Raw genomic sequence first — 19,828 nt, 5'->3', positions numbered from 1 at the left:
CTCTTTCACGCGCCGCCGCCATGCGGAGAACACGGCAGCAAAAACGTGCTTCGTGACGTCGAGGGGGTCGTCACAATGGCCGCAGAAATGCGTGATCAGACATGGCGAAATTCCCTTGCGCGACCCGGTCGCCACGCAGGACGCCGAATATCGACGCGGCATGCCGAACAACCATTCGACATGCGGAATACCCGCACGCGGGTGTTCCGATCAGGCGCGGGCTTCGGCGGGGTCGGGAATGCGGCCGGTGCGGATGATCCGGTCCAGCAGCGCGTCGAAATCTGCTGCGAGCTCCTGCGCGGAGTCACCGGGCCAGATGTGCAGCGGCTTCGCGGCGCCCTGGGCCTGCTGCAGCGACGTGCGCTCCGGCAGCTGAGGCGACAGCACGAGCGGGCCGAACATGTCGCGCAGCTCCTTGATGCGGAACTGGTGCTCGATCGACTGCGGGCGCACGCGGTTCACGACGATGCCCAGCGGCTGCAGCCGCGGTGACAGTCCCCGTCGGATCTCCTCGATCGCCCGAAGCGCACGGTCGGCCGCGGCGACGGAGAACAGGCCGGGCTCGGTCACGACGACCACACGGTCGGATGCCGCCCATGCGGTGCGGGTCAGGGCGTTGAGCGACGGCGCGCAGTCGATCAGCACGAGGTCGTAGTCGGCCTCGATCGTCGCGAGCGCCTCTTCGAGCTTCCACACGTCGCGCACGCTCGGGTGCGGGCCGTCGAAGTTGATGGCGGAAGGGCTGCCGATCATCACGTCGATCGTGCCGGGGTGCGCCTTCGCCCATCCGCTGGAGGTGATCGCCTGACGGACGACCTTCTCCTTCGGGTTGGCCAGCACATCGGCGACGTTGAGACGGCCGGCGATCTGGATGTCCATCCCCGTCGAGACGTCGGACTGCGGGTCGAGGTCGACGACGAGGGTGCGGACACCGCGAGCGAACGCAGCGGATGCGAGCCCTAGCGTGACCGTCGTCTTGCCGACCCCGCCCTTGAGCGAACTGACGGAGAGTACGTGCACAGAGGTCTACGTTACCGTCCCCTAGGCTGAGTGCACACTCAGGCACTCCCGGCGTTCGGTGACGCACGCCCGGTCATCCCACGCGAGGTGAGCATGTTCCGAAAGATCCTGGTCGCGAACCGCGGCGAAATCGCCATCAGAGCGTTCCGAGCCGCGTTCGAACTCGGCGCCCGCACGGTCGCGGTGTTCCCTTACGAGGACCGCTACTCGCTCCACCGGCTGAAGGCAGACGAGGCCTACCGGATCGGCGAGGAGGGCCACCCGGTGCGCGCGTACCTCGACGTGGACGAGATCATCCGTGTGGCCACCGAGTGCGGCGCGGATGCCATCTACCCCGGCTACGGCTTCCTCTCGGAGAACCCCGATCTCGCCGCTCGCGCCGCCGAGGCGGGCATCACCTTCATCGGGCCTCCCGCCGAGGTCCTCGAGATGGCGGGCAACAAGGTCACCGCCAAGCACCACGCCGTCGCCGCGGGCGTTCCGGTGCTCCGCTCCACCGAAGCCTCCGCCGACGTCGATGAGCTCGTCGCCCAGGCCGCGGATATCGGCTTCCCGATCTTCGTCAAGGCGGTTGCCGGGGGCGGCGGCCGCGGCATGCGCCGGGTGGAGCGGCCCGAAGAACTGGCGCCCGCGCTGTCCGAGGCGATGCGCGAGGCCGAGAGCGCCTTCGGTGACGCCCGGGTGTTCCTCGAACAGGCCGTGCAGCGCCCGCGCCACGTCGAGGTGCAGATCCTCGCCGACAAGGCCGGACACACGGTGCACCTGTTCGAGCGGGACTGCTCGGTGCAGCGTCGCCATCAGAAGGTGATCGAGATCGCCCCCGCGCCGAACCTCGACGACGACGTGCGCGACGCGCTGCACCGCTACGCCATCGCGTTCGCGGAGTCGATCGGATACCAGAACGCCGGAACCGTGGAGTTCCTGCTGGAGACGGCCGGTCCGCGCGCCGGCGAGGTCGTCTTCATCGAGATGAATCCGCGCATCCAGGTGGAGCACACGGTGACCGAGGAGGTCACCGACGTCGACCTCGTGCAGGCGCAGATGCGCATCGCGGCGGGGGAGACCCTCGAGGACATGGGCCTGCGCCAGCAGGACATCCACCTGCGCGGCGCGGCCCTGCAGTGCCGCATCACCACGGAAGACCCCTCGCAGGGCTTCCGGCCGGACACCGGCAAGATCACCACCTACCGCTCGCCCGGTGGCGCCGGCATCCGTCTCGACGGCGGCACCACGGCCGCGGGTTCGCAGATCAGCCCGCACTTCGATTCGATGCTCGCCAAGCTCACCTGCCGTGGCCGTGACTTCGGGGCCGCCGTCCTGCGCTCCCGTCGTGCGCTGGCGGAGTTCCGCATCCGCGGCGTCTCCACCAACATCCCGTTCCTGCAGACCGTGCTCGAGGACCCGGCGTTCATCGCGGGCGATCTATCGACGGCGTTCATCGACGAGCGTCCGCACCTGGCGAAGGGCCGTGAGTCCAAGGATCGCGGCTCGAAGATCCTCGGCTGGCTCGCCGATGTCACCGTCAACCGGCCCAACGGTGCGAACCCGGTCACCGTCGACCCGGCATCCAAGCTGCCGGCGCTCGACCTCGCCACGCCCGCTCCCGCGGGCTCGCGCCAGCGTCTGCTGGAGCTCGGCCCCGCCGGTTTCGCGAAGTCGCTGCGTGATCAGACCTCCCTCGCCGTCACCGAGACGACGTTCCGCGACGCCCATCAGTCGCTGCTCGCGACGCGGGTGCGCACGAAGGACCTCGTCACCGTCGCGCCGTACGTCGCCCGCCTCACCCCGCAGCTGCTGTCGGTGGAGGCCTGGGGCGGCGCCACCTACGACGTGGCGCTGCGCTTCCTCGGCGAAGACCCCTGGGAGCGGCTCGACGCCCTCCGGGCGGCCCTGCCCAACATCGCGATCCAGATGCTGCTGCGCGGGCGCAACACCGTCGGCTACACCCCGTACCCCACGGCCGTCACCGACGCCTTCGTCCGCGAGGCCGCGGCATCCGGCGTGGACATTTTCCGCATCTTCGACGCGCTCAACGATGTGAGCCAGATGCGACCGGCCATCGACGCGGTGCTCGCCACCGACAGCGCCGTCGCCGAGGTGGCCCTCTGCTACACGGGCGACCTGCTCGACCCCGCCGAGAACCTCTACACCCTCGACTACTACCTGCGGCTGGCCGAGCAGATGGTGGATGCCGGCGCGCACGTCCTCGCCATCAAGGACATGGCCGGGCTGCTGCGTCCCGCCGCCGCCGCCCGTCTGGTCTCGGCGCTGCGCGAGCGGTTCGACCAGCCGGTGCACGTGCACACCCACGACACCGCGGGCGGTCAGCTCGCGACCCTGCTGGCCGCCAGCGCGGCCGGGGCGGATGCCGTGGACGCCGCGGCGGCGCCCATGTCGGGCACCACCAGCCAGCCGTCGCTGTCGGCCCTCGTTGCCGCCCTGGCGAACACCGAGCGCGACACGGGCCTCGATCTCTCCGCCGTCAGCGACCTCGAGCCCTACTGGGAGGCGGTCCGCGCCCTCTACCGCCCGTTCGAGTCGGGCCTTCCGGGACCCACCGGCCGCGTCTACCGGCACGAGATCCCGGGTGGGCAGCTGTCGAACCTGCGCCAGCAGGCCATCGCCCTGGGGCTTGCCGACGACTTCGAGCTCATCGAGGACATGTATGCGGCCGCCGATGCGATCCTCGGTCGGGTGCCGAAGGTGACCCCGTCGTCGAAGGTCGTGGGTGACCTGGCCCTGCACCTGGCGGCGGTCAAGGCCGATCCGGCCGACTTCGAGGCGAACCCGCAGAAGTACGACGTGCCCGATTCGGTCGTGGGCTTCATGGCCGGCGAGCTCGGCGACCTGCCCGGTGGCTGGCCGGAGCCGTTCCGCACCAAAGTCCTGCAGGGCCGCGAGATCAAGGTCGGCGCGGTGGATCTCGCCGACGCGGATGCCGCGGCACTCGACGCCGACGCCGCCACGCGCCGTCAGACGCTCAACCGGCTGCTGTTCCCCGCGCCCACCCGCGCGTTCCAGGAGGTGCGCGACACGTACGGCGACCTCAGCGCGCTCGACACCGTCGACTACCTGTACGGGCTGGCTTCGGGCACCGAGCACGTCGTGGAGATCGAGCGCGGCGTGCAGCTGTACGTCGGCCTCGAGGCGATCGGCGAGGCCGACGACAAGGGCATGCGCACGGTCATGACCACCCTCAACGGACAGCTGCGGCCGGTATTCGTCCGCGACCGTGCCATCGACGTCGCGGCCAGGCAGGCGGAGAAGGCCGACACCTCCAAGCCCGGACAGGTGGCAGCCCCCTTCTCGGGCGTCGTCACCGTCAAGGTGGCGGCGGGTGACACCGTCACGGCCGGCCAGCCGGTCGCCTCCATCGAGGCGATGAAGATGGAGGCCGCGATCACCTCGCCCGTCGACGGCGTGATCGAGCGCCTGGCCATCACGGGCACCGCCCAGGTGGAGGCCGGAGACCTTTTGGTCGTGGTCCGCCCCTCCGAGTAGCCTGAGGGGATGGGCGCTGGCCGCCCGAACCCTACTTGGAGTGAGCAGTGACGCCCGAGCGCAACGAACCCATGCACGACGACGAGGCCGAGAACGGCGTTCTCGCCGACGGTGCGAACCTGGATATGGCCGGCATCGGCATCCTCGGTGCCCCGACAGCGCAGGTCGATGTCGTGCTGCCGCAGCTGGCCGACGATGACGACGACGCGAACGACGAGGCCGTCGACGACAGCAGCTTCCCCGGTGAGGGATTCGTGCCCGTGCACTTCGGCACCGAAGGCGTCGAGGTCGTCGCGGCGGAAGACGTGACCGTCGACGATGAGACCGACGCGCACCCCGTCGTGAGCGGGTTGGCCGACGGCGAGGAGTTCGCCGAAGAGGTCGACGACACCGCTTCCCGCGACGGCGAGGCATCCGACGAAGACGGCGACGACGCCGACGCGGATGACGCCGACGCCGCTGCCGTGACGGACGACACTGCCGACGAGACCGAGGCGGCCGACGTCGAGGCAGTCGCCGCCGACGAGGCCGCCGCCGACGAGACGGGGGATGCCGCATCGCCGGCTGACGAGACGACGGCGACGGCGGCGGCCACGGGTGGGCTCGAAGCGGCGTCCGCCGCCTCTGCCCTCGCGGCGCAGCCCGCGACAGGATCCGTGCCGACGACCACCGGCAGCCTGCGCACGGCCACCGGTTCGCTCCGCACCGCGACCCAGGCGCCGTCGGCATCCACCCCGGCATCCGTCGCGCAGCCGAAGGCGCAGTCCGCCCTCGGCCCCGCCGGCGACTCCGCCGCCACGGACGACGACCTGCACCCGCGGCTGGCCGAGCGTCGCCGCTCCCGGACCGAGGAGCTCGCCCCGCGCCGACTGGGCGAGTTCGAGCAGGGCCGCGAGTCCGCCGATCTCCTCACCGCCGACCGTCTGCTCGATCCGCATCACGTGGTCAAGCCCGAGCCGGAGGGCGCCTGGCAGCACTTCGTCTACTCCATCTCCGGTCGTCGCATCAATCTCGGTGACGGCCGCCGCGCGCGTCGCCGCAAGGAACTGGACCGCCGGATCGCCGCCGGTCTCCAGGGCAGTGCGAAGTTCGTCCCCGTGATGTCGCGCAAGGGCGGTGTGGGCAAGACCACCATCACGACCCTGCTCGGCATGGCGCTGGCAGACGCGCGCGACGACCGCATCATCGCCGTCGACGCCAACCCCGACCGCGGCACCCTGGCCGAGCGCGTCGGCAACCTCAGCGGCAAGACGGTGCGCGACCTGGTGCGCCGCCGCGGCGAGATCTCCGGCTACCACGACCTGTCGACCATCGTCGCCCGTGACGAGACGCGCCTGGACGTGCTCGCCTCCGACACCGACCCCCACGTGTCCGAGGCGTTCAGCGACCGTGACTACCAGGCGGTCGCCGAGTTCGCAGCGCACTACTACTCGGTCGTCCTCACCGACACCGGCACCGGCATCGTGCACTCGGTCATGGAGTCGACCCTCGATCTCGCCGACGCGATCATCGTGGTGACCGGCCTGAGCGTCGACGAGGCGCGACTGGCATCCGAGACGCTGACGTGGCTGGAGTCCAACGGCCGCGCCGACCTCGCGCGCAATGCCGTCGTGGTGCTCAACGCCAGTCGTCCAGGCGCCCCCCTCGTGCGCCCGGAGGAGCTGGAGTCGCACTTCCGCACGCGCGTGCGCGCTGTCGTGCGCGTGCCCTACGACCCGCAGATCGCCGCAGGCAGCAAGATCTCGTTCCGCGAGCTGCAGCCCGAGACACGACAGGCATCGCGCGAGCTCGCCGCCATCGTCGTCGAGGGTCTGCGCGGCCTCACCTCCGCCGCCTGATGGCCGTCCGCGACATCCGCCTGTTCGGCGACCCCGTGCTGCGCAGCTCCTGCGCGCCCATCGGCGACATCGACGACGGCGTGCGGGCTCTCGTGAAGGATCTGCTGGACACCGTGGAACTGCCCGGCCGTGCCGGCGTCGCCGCGAATCAGATCGGCGTGGGCCTGCGGGCCTTCAGCTACAACATCGACGGCGACATCGGGTACGTCCTGAACCCGCGGCTCGTGGAGGTGTCGGGCGAACCGGTGCCGATGGGGGAGGGATGCCTCTCGGTGCCCGGCCTCTGGCACGACGCGATCCGCTACCCGCATGCGAAGGTCGTCGGCATCGACCTCGACGGGGACGAGGTCGTGCTCGAGGGTGACGGGCTGCTCGCGCAGGCGCTGCAGCACGAGACCGATCACCTCGACGGCAAGGTCTACCTCGAGCGGCTGACCCCCGAGGATCGCCGCATCGCGATGCGCGAGGTCCGCGAGTCGGCCTGGTTCTGACCCGCCGCGCGACCCCGAACGCTGAAACAGCAACTGGCGGCCGAAACCGTGGGGAACACCCACTGTCTCGGCCGCCAGTTGCGGTCTCACGGTCTCCGCTCAGCCGAGCGGGACGTTCGTGGTCGACACGGGGACCGAGTAGAGGTCCTCGATCTCGGACGAGAAGTCGTCCATGATGACGTTCCGCTTGATCGACATCTTCGGCGTCAGGTGACCGCTCGCCTCGCTCCACTCGGTGCTCAGCACGACGAACTTGCGGATCGACTCGGCCCGCGACACGTGCGCGTTGGCGTTGTCGACCGCCCGCTGCACCTCCGCGCGCACCTTCGGGTCGCGTGACGCGGCTTCCAGCGACATGTCGGCAGGCAGCCCGTTGTTGGCGAGCCAGGTCGGCAGCATCTCGGAGTCGAGCGTGATCAGGGCGGAGATGAACGGCTTCTGATCGCCGACGACGACCACCTGGCCGACGATCGGGTTCGCGCGGATCGGGTCCTCGAGCGCGGCGGGGGCGACGTTCTTGCCGCCGGCGGTGACGATGATCTCCTTCTTGCGGCCCGTGATGGTGAGGAAGCCGTCGGCGTCGAACGAGCCGATGTCGCCGGTCTTGAACCACCCGTCGTCGAACGCCGCGGCCGTGGCCTCGGGGTTGCGCCAGTACTCCTTGAAGACGTTGATGCCGCGCACCTCGATCTCGTTGTCCTCGCCGAGCCGGATGCCGACGCCGGGCAGCACGGGACCGACGGTGCCGATCTTCGACTTGGTGGCGAGGTTCACCGTGGCCGGTGCCGTGGTCTCGGTGAGGCCGTAGCCCTCGAGGATGACGACACCCAGGCTGTGGAAGAAGTGACCCAGGCGCGGGCCGAGGGGGGCCGAGCCCGACACGGCGAACTTCACGCGGCCGCCCATGGCGGTGCGCAGCTTGCTGTAGACGAGCTTGTCGAAGACGCGGAACTTCAGCGCCAGTCCCAGCGGGACCTTCTTGCCGTCCTGCAGCAGCGTCGAGTGCTCGATGGCGGCGTTCGCGGCGGCGCGGAAGATCTTGCCCTTGCCGCCGGCCTCGGCCTTCTGCTCGGCGGAGTTGTACACCTTCTCGAACACGCGCGGCACAGCCAGCAGGTAGGTCGGCTTGAAGCTGCCGAGCGCGGTGAGCAGCTGCTTGGTGTCGGGCTCGTGACCCGTCTTCACGCCCGCGTGGACGTTCAGGATCGAGATGAACCGTGCGAAGACGTGAGCGGTCGTGATGAACAGCAGCGTCGAGGCGCCCGGCTCGGCGACGACCTCGCTCAGCGCCTTGCCCGAGTTGCGCGAGAGCTCGACGAAGTTGCTGTGCGTCAGCACGCAGCCCTTGGGGCGCCCGGTCGAGCCGGAGGTGTAGATCAGCGTGGCGATGTCCGAGCCGACGGCGAGGTTGCGACGTCGCTCGATCTCCTCGTCCGGCACCGACGTGCCCTGCGCACGCAGGGTGTCGAGGCCGCCGGTCTCCATCGTCCAGGTCTCGCGGATGAGGGGCAGTTCGCCGCGCACCTCCGCCAGCCGCGCTTCGTGGGCGGCGGACTCGACGATGCAGGCGATCGCGCCGGAGTCGGCGAGGTTCCACTGGATCTGCGCAGCGGAGCTGGTCTCGTAGATCGGCACCATGACGGCGCCGGCGTAGAAGATCGCGAAATCGACCAGCGTCCACTGGTAGGTCGTGCGCGCCAGGAAGCCGACCTTGTCGCCCGGCTCGATGCCGGCGGCCACGAGGCCCTTCGCGAGGCTGATCACCTCCCGCTCGAAGTCGGCCGCGGTGATGTCGCGCCAGCCGCCGTTCTCGGGCACGGCGAACAGTGCCAGATCGGGGGTGGCTTTGACACGCTCCGCGAGCAGGTCGCTGATGTTGGCCTGCGGGTCGGGGGTGACGATCGCGGGGGTTTCGAATTGAACCACGGCAACTCCTTCGGTACCGAACGGGAAAATCGGGTTATAGCGTCGAAACTGAGTGTATCCATAGGATGCCCTCACTCCGGGAAAAGCCGCCGCGCACTAGACTTCAAGACGCCCTGCGCGCTGCAGCGGCGGGAAGGATGCCGCGTGCTCAAGGTCGGAATCGACATCGGTGGAACGAAGATCGCGGGAGGCGTGGTCGACGACGACGGCACCATCGTCGAGAAGCTCCGCGTGGACACCCCGGTGGACACCGCAGACCTCGCCGACGCCGTCGGCGACATGGCCCGCCACTTCATGCAGGAGCACGACATCGCGGCGGTGGGGGTCGCTGCGGCCGGCTTCATCGATCGCACCCGCTCGGTCGTGCTGCATGCGCCGAACATCGCGTGGCGCAATGAGCCTCTCCGCGAGAACCTCGAGAAGCGCATCGGCCGCCCCGTGGTCATCGAGAACGACGCCAACGCCGCCGGGTGGGGCGAGTTCCGCTTCGGGGCGGGACGCGGCGTGGACGAGATGGTCATGCTGACCCTCGGCACCGGTGTCGGCGGCGCGATCGTCACGCGCGGCGAGCTGGCCTACGGCGGTCACGGCATCGCCGCAGAACTCGGCCACACGCGGTTCATCCGCGAGGGACGGCTGTGCGGATGCGGTCAGCACGGATGCCTGGAGCAGTACGCCTCCGGCAGGGCCCTGCAGCGCGAGGCGAACGACATCGCCGACGCCGGCGGCATCGGTGCGGCCCTGGCGGAGGTGCGCGCCGAGAAGGGCGAGATCGCCGGCGCCGCCATCTCGCGGCTCATCCTGGCCGACGACCCGGGCGCCGTTGAAGCGCTGCATCGGGTGGCGACGGCACTGGGCGAGGCGTGCGGCGGCATCCAAGCCGCGCTCGACCCCGAGCTCTTCGTCATCGGCGGGGGCGTGGCGCAGCTGGGCGAGACCCTGCTGGAGCCGGTGCGCGCGGCGTACGAGACGTCGCTCCCCGGGTTCGGCGAGAGACCCATCGCCGCCTTCGTCATCGCCCAGCTCGGCAACGACGCCGGCTTGATCGGCGTCGCCGATCTGGCGGGCAGGAGCGTGTAGCGGTGTTCTACTGGCTCATGAAATACATCGTGATCGGGCCGGTCGTGAAAGCGATCTTCCGACCGTGGATCGTGGGCCGCTCGAACGTGCCGCGCGACGGCGCCGCCATCCTCGCCAGCAACCACCTGTCCGTGAGCGACTCGGTCTTCCTGCCGCTCATGATCGACCGGCCGATGTCGTTCCTCGCCAAGAGCGACTACTTCACCGGCAAGGGGATCAAAGGCTGGGCCACGCGCATGTTCATGAAGGCCACCGGTCAGATCCCCATCGATCGCACCGGCGGCAAGGCGTCCGAAGCCTCGCTGAACACCGGCCTGCAGGTGCTCGGGCGGGGGGACCTGCTCGGCATCTACCCCGAAGGCACCCGCAGCCCCGACGGCAAGCTCTACCGGGGGCGCACCGGCATCGCGCGCATGGCGCTGGAGGCGCGCGTCCCGGTGATCCCCGTCGTGATGGTCGACACCGACGCGGTCATGCCCATAGGGCGCACCATCCCGCGGGTCGGTCGCGTGGGCATGGTGATCGGCGAGCCGCTGGACTTCTCCCGCTTCCGCGGGATGGAGGGGGACCGGTACGTGCTGCGCTCGGTCACCGACGAGATCATGGTGGCTCTGCAGCGCCTGGGAGAGCAGCGGTACGACGACGTCTACGCCTCGACCGTCAAGAGCCGCGCCGCCGCGGCATCCTGACCCCTCCCGCACCGTCGTCACACGGCGCGGCCCGCCGATGGGGCGCGGATAGACTGGCCGTATGCCCCAGAACGACCCCCTTGACGCCTGGCGGGGACTGCCCATCAAGCAACAGCCCCTGTGGGCGGACCCGGACGCCGTGGCCGCCGTTTCGAGCGAGATCGCGACGTTGCCGCCGCTGGTCTTCGCCGGCGAGGTGGACCTGCTGCGCGAGCGGCTCGCCCGCGCCGCGTCGGGTCAGGCGTTCCTGCTGCAGGGAGGCGACTGCGCCGAGACCTTCGCCGGTGCCACGGCCGAGCAGATCCGCAACCGCATCAAGACGGTGCTGCAGATGGCCGTCGTGCTGACCTACGGCGCCTCCATGCCCGTGGTGAAGATGGGCCGCATGGCCGGGCAGTTCGCCAAGCCCCGCTCGAGCGACACCGAGACCCGCGGCGACGTCACGCTGCCGGCCTACCGCGGCGACATCGTCAACGGCTTCGACTTCACCGAGCTGTCGCGTCAGCCCGACCCGCAGCGCCTGCTGAAGGGCTACCACACCGCGGTTTCCACCCTGAACCTCATCCGCGCGTTCACCCAGGGTGGCTTCGCGGACCTGCGCGAGGTGCACAGCTGGAACAAGGGGTTCGCCTCGAACCCGGCCAACCAGCGCTACGAGCGCCTGGCGGGCGAGATCGACCGTGCCATCAAGTTCATGGAGGCCGCGGGCGCGGACTTCGACGAGCTGCGTCGCGTGGAGTTCTACACCGGGCACGAGGGCCTGCTGATGGACTACGAGCGGCCGATGACCCGCATCGACTCGCGCACCGGCACGCCGTACAACACCTCGGCGCACTTCCTGTGGATCGGGGAGCGCACCCGCGACCTCGACGGCGCGCACGTCGATTACTTCTCGAAGATCCGCAACCCGATCGGCGTGAAGCTCGGCCCGACCACGTCGACCGACACCGCGCTGGCGTTGATCGACAAGCTCGATCCCGAGCGCGAGCCGGGCCGGCTGACCTTCATCACGCGCATGGGCGCGGGCAAGATCCGCGACGCGCTGCCGCCTCTGCTGGAGGCCGTCAAGGACTCCGGGGCGACGCCGCTGTGGGTGACCGACCCGATGCACGGCAACGGCATCACGACGCCCACCGGCTACAAGACGCGTCGCTTCGACGACGTCGTGGACGAGGTGCGTGGCTTCTTCGAGGCGCATCGCGCCGTGGGGACCTTCCCCGGCGGCATCCACGTCGAGCTCACCGGCGACGACGTGACCGAGTGCCTGGGTGGGTCGGAGATGATCGACGAGGCCACCTTGGCGACGCGGTACGAGTCGCTGTGCGACCCGCGCCTGAACCACATGCAGAGCCTGGAGCTGGCGTTCCTCGTCGCCGAGGAGCTCGAGAAGCGCTGAGCCGCGTGCCGCGCCTGCCCCGCGCGTTCGGGCGCGGGCCCGGGCGCAGCCGCGTGCGCCCGGGTGCGGGGCGGCGCCGCGTGCGCCGAGTGCGGAGCGCGGACGCAGCCGCCTGCGCCCGGTGGTGCGCGGCCGCCTGCGCCCGGGTGCGGCGATCTGCCGAGATGCGGATGCCCGTGCGGCATCCGGTCCGCATTCGGGCAGATCCCCGCATCTCGGCGGCGGTTGCCGCGCGCTGAGAGGGATGCCGCGCGGTGCGGCGACGGATACCGCGCGGTGAGAGGGATGCCGCGCGCTGCGACGGTTGCCGCGCGCTCAGGCGCCCAGCGGCACGCCTCAGCCGGTCGCGCGGACCGTCACCGTGGTGCCCGGGCGCTCCCACGAGCCGGCCGCGGGGGACGTGCCGCTGACGGTGAAGATCCCCCAGACGATCCGGGGGAGCGCGGTGCCGGGCTCGAAGCCGGCCTCGGTGAGCACGTCCATGGCCTCGGCGACGGTCAGGTCGACCACATCGGGCACCTGGATCGGCTCCGGGCCCTTCGAGACGACGAGCGTGACCGTATCGCCGGGGCGCAGCGTCCCGTCGACCCCCGCGACCCACAGGACGCGTCCCTCGGCGATGCTGCCGCTCCATTCGCCGAGTCGGTCGGGGGAGACGACGAGCCCCACATCCTCGAGGGTGCGTGTGGCGGTGTCGACGCTCGTATCGGTCACGTTGGGCACCGCACCGGCCGAGACGGTGAGGGAGGCGACGTCGTCCTGCCGCGCGGTGCAGCCGCCGGTGCAGTCCACCGGGTCGCCGCCGTCACGCGGGGTGACCGATGCCGCGATCACGATGTCCCGCTCGGCATCGTCCCGGAACTCCCGGCCCACCTCGTCCTGCACCCGCACGATGTTCTGGGTCAGGTACTCGCGCGCCTGCGCCTCGGACATACCCGCCAGCGCGCTCAGCGAGATCTCGGCCGGCCCGCGGGAGACGAACACCGTGACGGTGGTCTCCTGGTCGACGCGCGTGCCCGGCGTCGGGTCGGTGCGGATCACCTGCCCCACCGGCACGTCGAGGTTGTTCTCGCCCTCTTCGACCGCCTGCAGGGTCTCGGCAGCGAAGGCCGCCTGCGCCTCGGCGAAGGTCGACCCGATGACGTCGGGCACGGCCACCTGGGAGCCGGGTCCGGAGCCGAACCACCAGCCGGCGCCACCGGCGAGGCCGGCCAGCAGCAGCACCAGGGCGATCAGCCAGCCGCCCTTGATGGCGTTGCGCTTCGTGCGGCGCCGCAGTCGGGTGGCGTTGTCCACTTCGGAGGTCACGGTGGGGGCGGTGAAGGCGCCCGGCAGGACCTTCGTCATCTCGTCGGAGTCGAGGGTCTCGTCGTCGACGATGATCCCCACCGGCGCGGTGCGCACGACTTGCGGGCTGACGCCGAGCTCCCGTTCGATCTCGCGCAGCCGGTCCAGCATCTCGCGCGCGTCGGAGGGGCGCTCGTCGGGGGAGCGCTCCGTCGCCCAGAGCACGAGCTCGTCCAGCGGCTCCGGAACGCCCGGGTTCTTCGCGCTGGGCCGCGGCACCGAATCAGTGGCGTGCTGATAGGCGATCTGCATCGGCTGCTCGCCCTGGTAGGGCTGCTCTCCGGTGAGCATCTCGTACAGCATGATGCCGAGGGCGTAGATGTCGCTGCGGGCGTCGGCGCTGCCGCGGGTGACGAGCTCGGGGGCGAGGTAGGCGATGGTGCCCAGCAGCTGCTGCCCGGTCGTGGTGTTGGCGGTGGTGGCGCGCGCCAGGCCGAAGTCGCCGATCTTGATGCGGCCGTCTTCGGCAAGCAGCACGTTCTCGGGTTTGACGTCGCGGTGCACGATGCCGGCGCGGTGCGCCGCCGCCAGCCCCGAGAGCACGGCATCCATGATCGTGATGGTCTGGGGCACCGTCAGGCGTCGCTGCTCGCGCAGCAGTTCGCGCAGCGTGATGCCCGGCAGGTACTCCATGACGAGGTACGCCATGTCGCCGTCCTGGCCCTGGTCGAACACGTTCACCACGTGCGGATCGGCCAGCCGGGCGGCGGCGCGCGCCTCCTGGATGAAGCGGCTCTGGAAGATCGAATCATCCGAAAGATGCCCGTGCATGACCTTCAGCGCGATGCGCCGTTCGAGGCGCAGATCGGTCGCCACGTACACCGTGGCCATGCCTCCGCGGGCGATGCGAGCGCGCACCCGGTACCGGCCGTCGACCAGACGGCCGATCAGCGGGTCCGTCTGCTGGCTCGTGCTCACGCTGAGAGTCTACGGAGCACGCCGGGTCTGGCCGGGTAGCGGCTCACCCTGACCCGAAGGGCTGATGCGCTCAGCCGAGGGTGGCGAGCCAGCCGAAGGCCTGCTTCTCCCACTCGCCGTAGCGGTCGGGATAGGCCGAGACCTGCACGGCCTGGGCGGCGTCGGTGAACGCCAGGGACTCCCAGCCCGGGGTATCCAGCAGTCCGCGGCTCGCGTCGCCGTTGGGATCGGCGGGACCGCCGAAGAAGACCCGCGTGGCTCGTTCCACATCGCGCACCTGCTCGGCGGTGCCCCACCCCTGGCTCGGCCGCTGCTGGAACACGCCCAGCGAGTCGCGGTCGCCCCAGTCGAGGTTGCGCAGCCAGGATTCGACCATTCCGGTCGCCAGGGCGATGGCGATGCCCCGGTCGGGCACCCCTAGTTCCCTTCCGATCCGGATGATGGTGCGTGCGGTGTCCACCTGCTCGGCGTCGAGGCCGGCCACGGTGGCGGCGGGGATCTCGACCCGCTGCCCGGGGAAGATGATCGAGGTGCGGTCCATGCCGTTGGCCGCGAGCAGGGCGTCGAGCGTGACTCCGTAGCGGGCCGCGACGGCGGTCATCGTGTCGCCGGCCGCGATCTCGTGCGTGGCGCCCACCGGAGCAGGCGTCGGCGGTGCCGCGGGTGCAGCCGGTGCGGCGGGTGCGGCGGGGGCGACGGATGCCGCGCGCTGCATCTCGGCCCCGGGCAGGACGATCTCCTGTCCCGGGTAGATGATCGACGAGCGGTCCATGCCGTTGGCGGCCAGCAGGGCGTCGAGCGAGACGCCGTGGCGTCCGGCGATGGCGTGCATCGTGTCGCCGGCGGCGACCGTATGAGCCTGCGCAGCGGCGGGTACGGGGGCGGCCTGCGGCGCGGCGGGGGCGGTGGCGGCGAGGAGCAGCGTCTGCCCGGGGTGGATGAGGGAGGACCGGTCCAGGCCGTTCAGCGCGAGCACGTCGGCGACGCGCAGCCCGTAGGCGGCGGCGATCGAGGTGACGGTGTCGCCGGACTGCACGGTGTGCGTGGCCGGGGGAGCGGTGGCGGGCAGCACGCGGGCGACGGTCTTCGCCGCCGCACCGGAGGCAGCCGGCGTGCGGGCTTCGCGGCTGACGGGGTGCGGCGCCGCCTGCGCGGCGGGCGCGCTCGTCAGCAGCAGCGCGACCGAGCCGGCGACGGCGGCGGGCCAGTGCCGCTTCACGGCCGTGGCGGCCGGTCGAGCGAACGCGGCCGTCGTGGGGGTGGCGGCTCGGGCGGGCACGAGGGCAGGGCGTCGTCGCATGGCGGGTCTCCTTCTCGACGTCGTCACGGTGTCACGGAGGTGGTGAAGGAGGCAACGGGTGTGACGCAAGTTACCGGTGTTGATGATGAGATTCTCATCCTCCGCGCGATCCGCCGCCGAGCGGATGCCATCATGGAAGGGTGACCGGCGACACCACCCCTGCACGCATCGAGACCACCTGGCTGACCCTGCCCGACCTCGTCGAGATCCTCGGCGAGCCGCTCGGCCGGGTGCGGCGACTCATCGACGAGAGCCACCTGGTGGCATCCCGCCGCACCGGCAATCTCGCCGTGCCGGAGGTGTTCATCGTCGACGGGCAGCCGCTGTCGTCGCTGCGGGGCACGGCCATCGTGCTGCACGACGCCGGCTTCAGCGACGACGAGGTCATCGACTGGCTGCTCGAGCACGACGACTCGATCGGCATGCCGCCCATCCAGGCGCTGCGGCAGGGTCGCAAGAGCGAAGTGCGCCGCGTCGCGCAGACGCTCGCCTGACGCGCGCCGACTGACCCCCGCGGGCGCCGGCCGTCCGTCGCTCAGGAGGTGCGTGCCGTCGCCGCCCGGGTGAGGTCGCGCAGTTCGCCCACCGCGGCATCCCCCAGTCGTGCACCGCGCAGGGCGCGGTCCGCCTCGGCGGTGTAATCCGCGATCAGAGCCTCCACCCGAGCGAGCGCGCCCGATTCCGAGATGGTCCGCTGCAGGGCGGCGACCTGGTCGGCGTCCAGCAGCGGATCGCCCACGAGCTCGTCGAGCGTGTGACGGGCACCGGCGGGCAGCGCCTCGCGCGCATAGGCGATCAGCACCGTGCGCTTTCCTTCGCGCAGGTCGTCTCCGGAGGGCTTGCCCGTCACGGCTGCGTCCCCGAACACGCCCAGCACGTCGTCGCGCAGCTGGAACGCCAGGCCGACTGGGTGACCGAACGCAGCCAGGGCGGCATGCTGCGACGCGTCGGCGCCGGCGAGTGCCGCTCCCACCAGCAGAGGCTGCTGCACGCTGTACCGCGCGGATTTCAGGGACGCGACCCGCAGTGCCCGCTCGGCGTGCTCGCTGTCGGGCGACTGGCGGAAGGCGGCCTCCTCGGCGATGTCGAGGAACTGCCCCACCGTGACGTCGCGGCGCATGCGGGCGTACTCCTGGCGCGCCGTCGGCGCGTGCGTGGCGGAGCGCAGTCCCGTCTCGAAGAGGTCGTCGCTCCAGGCGACCAGCAGGTCGCCGAGCAGGATGGCCGCAGAGCGGCCGAACTCGGCCTCGTCACCGAGCCAGCCCGCATCCCGATGCCCGGCTTCGAGCGCTCGGTGCGCGGCAGGGCGGCCGCGGCGGGTGTCGGAGTTGTCGATGAGGTCGTCGTGCACGAGGGCGGCGGCCTGGAAGATCTCGAGGGCGGCGGCGGCGTCGATCACCTCGGTCGGCACGGCTCCCGGTCGCCGTCCGCCTGCTTCGGCGACCGCGCGCCAGCCCGTGATGCAGAACCGCGCGCGCAGGCGCTTTCCGCCGGTGACGGCAGCGGCTGCCGCGTCGACGAACGACACCGCCTCCGGCCCGTCGGCTCGGGTGGACTCACGCTGCTCTGCGAAGAATGCGATCAGTCGCTGGGAAACAGCTTCGACGGGATCCGGGAAGGGCGACACGGGCCTAGCCTAGTTCTCAGAGCGACGGGTAGAATCGTCGCTATTGGGACCTCACAAGGGGGATGCATGCCACTGTCCGAACAGGAGCAGCGCCTGCTCGATGAGATGGAACGCCATCTCATGCGCAACGACGCCGACGTGGTGAGCGCGCCTCGCGACGGACGCACGCTCAGCTACCGCAACATCGTCTACGGCACGGTTCTCGTGCTGCTCGGCCTCGGGGGGCTGATCGCGGGGGTCTCCTCGAGCATCGTGGCCATCGGCGTCGTGGCGTTCATCGTCATGCTGGGCGGCGTCGTGCTGGCCGTCACCCCCACCCGCGACCCCGGTCGTGCGCCGACGGCAGACCGGTCGCCGCGCACCGGCTCTCCACGTTCCTCCACCTCGTTCATGGACCGCATGAACGAACGCTGGGATCGCCGCCACGGCGGGAGCTGATCCCTCCGCTTCGCAAAAGAGCATCGACCTCCGGGTCGGTGCTCTTTTTTCGTGCGCCCGCACCCTCGTGCCGATCGTGGAGGGGATTCTTCCTGATGTGTAGTGAAGTGGAGGGAAGTGGAGTAAAGTGGCGCTACCTGGACGGGGCCGGACGAAGGGGGTGGTGGCGATGCTGTTGGGCACGCACACTCCCAAGCTCGACGACAAGGGCCGCGTCATCCTTCCGGCGAAGTTCCGCGACGACCTCGGTCCGGGCATCGTCATCACGCGCGGGCAGGAACGCTGCCTGTACGTGTTCAGCACCGCCGAGTTCGAGCGGGTGTACGAGCGCATCCGTGAGGCGCCGCTGACCAACAAGCAGTCGCGTGACTTCCAGCGCATGTTCCTCTCCGCAGCCAGCGCGGAGAAGCCCGACAGCCAGAACCGCATCACGATCCCGCCGCCCCTGCGCGCCTACGCCAACCTCGACCGCGAGCTCGTGGTCACCGGCGTCGGCGCGCACGCCGAGATCTGGAACGCCGACGCGTGGAACGCGTACGCCGAAGGAAACGAAGACAGCTACTCCGACATGGAGGAGGAGGTGATCCCGGGCCTGTTCTGAGCCTCGATCGTGACTCCCAGCCGCACGCCCTGACACACTTCCCCGGTGCCAGGTCGGAGCGGATGGGGATCAGGATCGAGGGCCACGCCCTTCACATCATGGAAGCCCGTGACATCCACACCCCCGTCATGCTCGACCGCTGCGTCGAGCTGCTCGGTCCCGCCCTGCAGCACGAGGGGGCCGTGTACGTCGACGCCACCCTCGGCATGGGAGGCCACTCCGAGGCCATGCTCGAGCGGTTCCCGCAGGCGCGCCTGATCGGTCTGGACCGCGACAGCGACGCCCTGCGGATCGCGGGGGAGCGCCTGGCCCGCTTCGGCGACCGGGTCACCCTGGTGCACACCGTCTACGACGGCATCGTCGACGCGGTGCGCGGCGCCGGCGCGCACGCGGCCGACGCGATCCTGTTCGACCTGGGCGTGTCGTCCCTGCAGCTGGACGAGGCCGACCGCGGCTTCGCCTATGCGCAGGACGCGCCGCTGGACATGCGCATGGACCAGAGCGCCGGCACCACCGCCGCGGACATCCTCGCCACCTACGGCGAAGGGGATCTGCGCCGCATCTTCGAGCGCTATGGCGAGGAGAAGCTCGCCGGCCGCTACGCCCGCGCGATCATCGAGGCCCGCCGTACGGAGCCGATCGAGCGCTCCGGCCGGCTGGTGGACATCCTGCAGGCGGCGACCCCGGCGGCTCTGATGAACGCCGGCCACCCCGCCAAGCGCGTCTTCCAGGCGCTGCGCGTCGAAGTCAACGCCGAACTGTCCGCGCTGGAGCGCGCGATCCCGGCCGCGCTGGGGCTCCTGCCCGTCGGCGGACGCATCGTCGTGCTGTCGTACCAGTCGCTGGAGGACCGCCTGGTCAAGCGTGAGCTGGCGGCGGCGTCGGCATCCACTGCTCCGGCCGGACTGCCGGTGGAGCTGCCCGAGCACGCCCCGCGGATGCGGCTGCTGGTCAGGGGCGCGGAGCTCGCCACCGCCGAGGAGCGCGCACGCAACCCCCGGGCCACGCCCGTGCGCCTGCGCGCCGCCGAGCGACTGCGGGAGGACGCATGAGCACGCTGCCCTTGAGCTCCGCGGCCGCCGCCGCACGCGCTCTGCCGACACCGTCGCCCGCCCCCGGTCGGCGCCTCGAAGCCGTTCCCGTTCCCACGCCGCGCCGTCGGCCGCGCCTGCTGTACGGAATCATCGCCGTCAGCGGCGCCATCGCCATCGGCACGGCGCAGATGGGCCTGTCGATCCTCATGACCCAGGGCTCCTACGAGGTGTCCCAACTCACCCGCGAGCAGCGCGACCTGACCTACCAGAAGCAGATCCTCATCGACGACGTCGCCGGCTTGAGCTCTCCGCAGTTCCTCGCGGCGAACGCCTCCGCGCTCGGCATGGTCATCGCCGAGTCGCCCAGCTACCTGCGCCTGAGCGACGGGGCGGTCCTCGGCTCCGGCGCCGCAGCGCTCGGAGGCTCCACGATCGACGCGCTCGGCCGACCCGCCGTGCCCAACGCCCTCATCGCCGACGCACCGCTGGTCACCGCGCCCAGCGCCACCATCGGCGGCGTGGCCGTGCCCGAGGAGACGGCATCCGACGCCGCTGCCGCGGCCGATGCCGCGACACCCCCGCCCGTGTCCGACGGTCTCCCCGTTCCCCGCACACACTGACT

16 protein-coding genes are annotated in these 19,828 nt (G+C 70.8%); 11 read left to right on the top strand and 5 right to left on the bottom strand.

The genetic code is table 11. The annotated features are described in order from the left end of the window. Positions 1–210 precede the first annotated feature (210 nt). On the bottom strand, positions 211–1,020 hold the full coding sequence (locus QNO26_RS09855; RefSeq protein WP_257530015.1) for a ParA family protein: 810 nt from the start codon (positions 1,018–1,020) through the stop codon (positions 211–213). A 93-nt stretch (positions 1,021–1,113) separates the two neighbouring features. On the opposite strand from QNO26_RS09855, the gene QNO26_RS09850 reads away from it, so the two are divergent. The 3 genes from QNO26_RS09850 to QNO26_RS09840 are packed head-to-tail and all read left to right on the top strand — an operon-like array spanning position 1,114 to position 6,850. Next, positions 1,114–4,521, top strand: a complete 3,408-nt coding sequence (locus QNO26_RS09850) for a pyruvate carboxylase (RefSeq protein ID WP_257530017.1) — start codon at positions 1,114–1,116, stop codon at positions 4,519–4,521. Positions 4,522–4,568: 47 nt separating this feature from the next. Continuing rightward, entirely contained in the window at positions 4,569–6,359 is a 1,791-nt protein-coding gene (locus QNO26_RS09845) for a MinD/ParA family ATP-binding protein (RefSeq protein ID WP_257530019.1), read from the top strand. Further along, entirely contained in the window at positions 6,359–6,850 is a 492-nt protein-coding gene (locus QNO26_RS09840; protein ID WP_257530022.1) for a peptide deformylase, read from the top strand. The genes QNO26_RS09845 and QNO26_RS09840 overlap by 1 nt, the downstream gene beginning before the upstream one ends. Before the next feature lie 99 nt (positions 6,851–6,949). Here the strand turns inward: QNO26_RS09840 and QNO26_RS09835 are convergent, their stop codons facing one another. Beyond that, positions 6,950–8,776, bottom strand: coding sequence for an AMP-dependent synthetase/ligase (locus QNO26_RS09835; RefSeq protein ID WP_257530024.1), 1,827 nt, complete (start codon positions 8,774–8,776; stop codon positions 6,950–6,952). Positions 8,777–8,920: 144 nt separating this feature from the next. Here QNO26_RS09835 and QNO26_RS09830 point away from each other — a divergent pair, with 144 nt between their 5' ends. The 3 genes from QNO26_RS09830 (at position 8,921) to QNO26_RS09820 (ending at position 11,941) form a co-directional block, all read left to right on the top strand. After that, positions 8,921–9,856: an ROK family glucokinase gene (locus QNO26_RS09830; RefSeq protein WP_257530027.1), complete on the top strand. Its 936-nt coding sequence runs from the start codon at positions 8,921–8,923 to the stop codon at positions 9,854–9,856. Between the two features lie 2 nt (positions 9,857–9,858). Further along, positions 9,859–10,545, top strand: coding sequence for a lysophospholipid acyltransferase family protein (locus tag QNO26_RS09825; protein ID WP_257638510.1), 687 nt, complete (start codon positions 9,859–9,861; stop codon positions 10,543–10,545). Positions 10,546–10,606: 61 nt separating this feature from the next. Beyond that, positions 10,607–11,941 carry a class II 3-deoxy-7-phosphoheptulonate synthase gene (locus QNO26_RS09820; RefSeq protein ID WP_257530030.1) on the top strand — a complete coding sequence of 445 codons (1,335 nt, stop codon included), beginning with the start codon at positions 10,607–10,609 and terminating at the stop codon, positions 11,939–11,941. 336 nt (positions 11,942–12,277) lie between these two features. On the opposite strand, the gene pknB is transcribed toward QNO26_RS09820, so the two are convergent. Continuing rightward, the gene (pknB, locus tag QNO26_RS09815) at positions 12,278–14,206 is read right to left on the bottom strand and encodes a Stk1 family PASTA domain-containing Ser/Thr kinase (protein ID WP_257638509.1); all 1,929 of its coding nucleotides are present in this window, start codon (positions 14,204–14,206) and stop codon (positions 12,278–12,280) included. Positions 14,207–14,276: 70 nt separating this feature from the next. Beyond that, the gene (locus QNO26_RS09810; protein ID WP_257638508.1) at positions 14,277–15,506 is read right to left on the bottom strand and encodes a lytic transglycosylase; all 1,230 of its coding nucleotides are present in this window, start codon (positions 15,504–15,506) and stop codon (positions 14,277–14,279) included. A 140-nt stretch (positions 15,507–15,646) separates the two neighbouring features. Here QNO26_RS09810 and QNO26_RS09805 point away from each other — a divergent pair, with 140 nt between their 5' ends. After that, positions 15,647–16,000, top strand: a complete 354-nt coding sequence (locus QNO26_RS09805; RefSeq protein ID WP_374679378.1) for an Rv2175c family DNA-binding protein — start codon at positions 15,647–15,649, stop codon at positions 15,998–16,000. 41 nt (positions 16,001–16,041) lie between these two features. Here the strand turns inward: QNO26_RS09805 and QNO26_RS09800 are convergent, their stop codons facing one another. Further along, positions 16,042–17,133, bottom strand: a complete 1,092-nt coding sequence (locus tag QNO26_RS09800) for a polyprenyl synthetase family protein (protein ID WP_257530037.1) — start codon at positions 17,131–17,133, stop codon at positions 16,042–16,044. Between the two features lie 66 nt (positions 17,134–17,199). Here QNO26_RS09800 and QNO26_RS09795 point away from each other — a divergent pair, with 66 nt between their 5' ends. From QNO26_RS09795 to ftsL, 4 genes are all read left to right on the top strand, one after another. Then, the gene (locus QNO26_RS09795; RefSeq protein ID WP_257530038.1) at positions 17,200–17,571 is read left to right on the top strand and encodes an SCO2097 family morphological protein; all 372 of its coding nucleotides are present in this window, start codon (positions 17,200–17,202) and stop codon (positions 17,569–17,571) included. 169 nt (positions 17,572–17,740) lie between these two features. Continuing rightward, positions 17,741–18,172, top strand: coding sequence for a division/cell wall cluster transcriptional repressor MraZ (mraZ, locus tag QNO26_RS09790; RefSeq protein WP_257530505.1), 432 nt, complete (start codon positions 17,741–17,743; stop codon positions 18,170–18,172). 98 nt (positions 18,173–18,270) lie between these two features. Further along, positions 18,271–19,224, top strand: a complete 954-nt coding sequence (gene rsmH, locus QNO26_RS09785) for a 16S rRNA (cytosine(1402)-N(4))-methyltransferase RsmH (protein ID WP_257530040.1) — start codon at positions 18,271–18,273, stop codon at positions 19,222–19,224. Continuing rightward, a complete protein-coding gene (gene ftsL / locus QNO26_RS09780) occupies positions 19,221–19,826 on the top strand; it encodes a cell division protein FtsL (protein ID WP_257638507.1) in 606 nt (201 codons plus the stop codon). The genes rsmH and ftsL overlap by 4 nt, the downstream gene beginning before the upstream one ends. The last annotated feature ends 2 nt before the right edge of the window (positions 19,827–19,828 follow it).

Source organism: Microbacterium sp. zg-Y1090, assembly GCF_030246945.1.
Lineage (GTDB): Bacteria > Actinomycetota > Actinomycetes > Actinomycetales > Microbacteriaceae > Microbacterium > Microbacterium wangruii.
Note: the sequence above shows the minus strand (reverse complement) of the source record. Positions and strands in the feature narration are given on the sequence as shown.

What these genes read in the sequence shown, in the direction of transcription:
- mraZ (WP_257530505.1), top strand. Translation starts at nt 17,741, where the DNA reads ATGCTGTTGGGCACGCACACTCCCAAGCTCGACGACAAGGGCCGCGTC.
- QNO26_RS09795 (WP_257530038.1), top strand. Translation starts at nt 17,200, where the DNA reads ATGCCACTGTCCGAACAGGAGCAGCGCCTGCTCGATGAGATGGAACGC.
- ftsL (WP_257638507.1), top strand. Translation starts at nt 19,221, where the DNA reads ATGAGCACGCTGCCCTTGAGCTCCGCGGCCGCCGCCGCACGCGCTCTG.
- QNO26_RS09810 (WP_257638508.1), bottom strand. Translation starts at nt 15,506, where the DNA reads ATGCGACGACGCCCTGCCCTCGTGCCCGCCCGAGCCGCCACCCCCACG.
- QNO26_RS09850 (WP_257530017.1), top strand. Translation starts at nt 1,114, where the DNA reads ATGTTCCGAAAGATCCTGGTCGCGAACCGCGGCGAAATCGCCATCAGA.
- QNO26_RS09820 (WP_257530030.1), top strand. Translation starts at nt 10,607, where the DNA reads ATGCCCCAGAACGACCCCCTTGACGCCTGGCGGGGACTGCCCATCAAG.
- QNO26_RS09840 (WP_257530022.1), top strand. Translation starts at nt 6,359, where the DNA reads ATGGCCGTCCGCGACATCCGCCTGTTCGGCGACCCCGTGCTGCGCAGC.
- rsmH (WP_257530040.1), top strand. Translation starts at nt 18,271, where the DNA reads ATGGAAGCCCGTGACATCCACACCCCCGTCATGCTCGACCGCTGCGTC.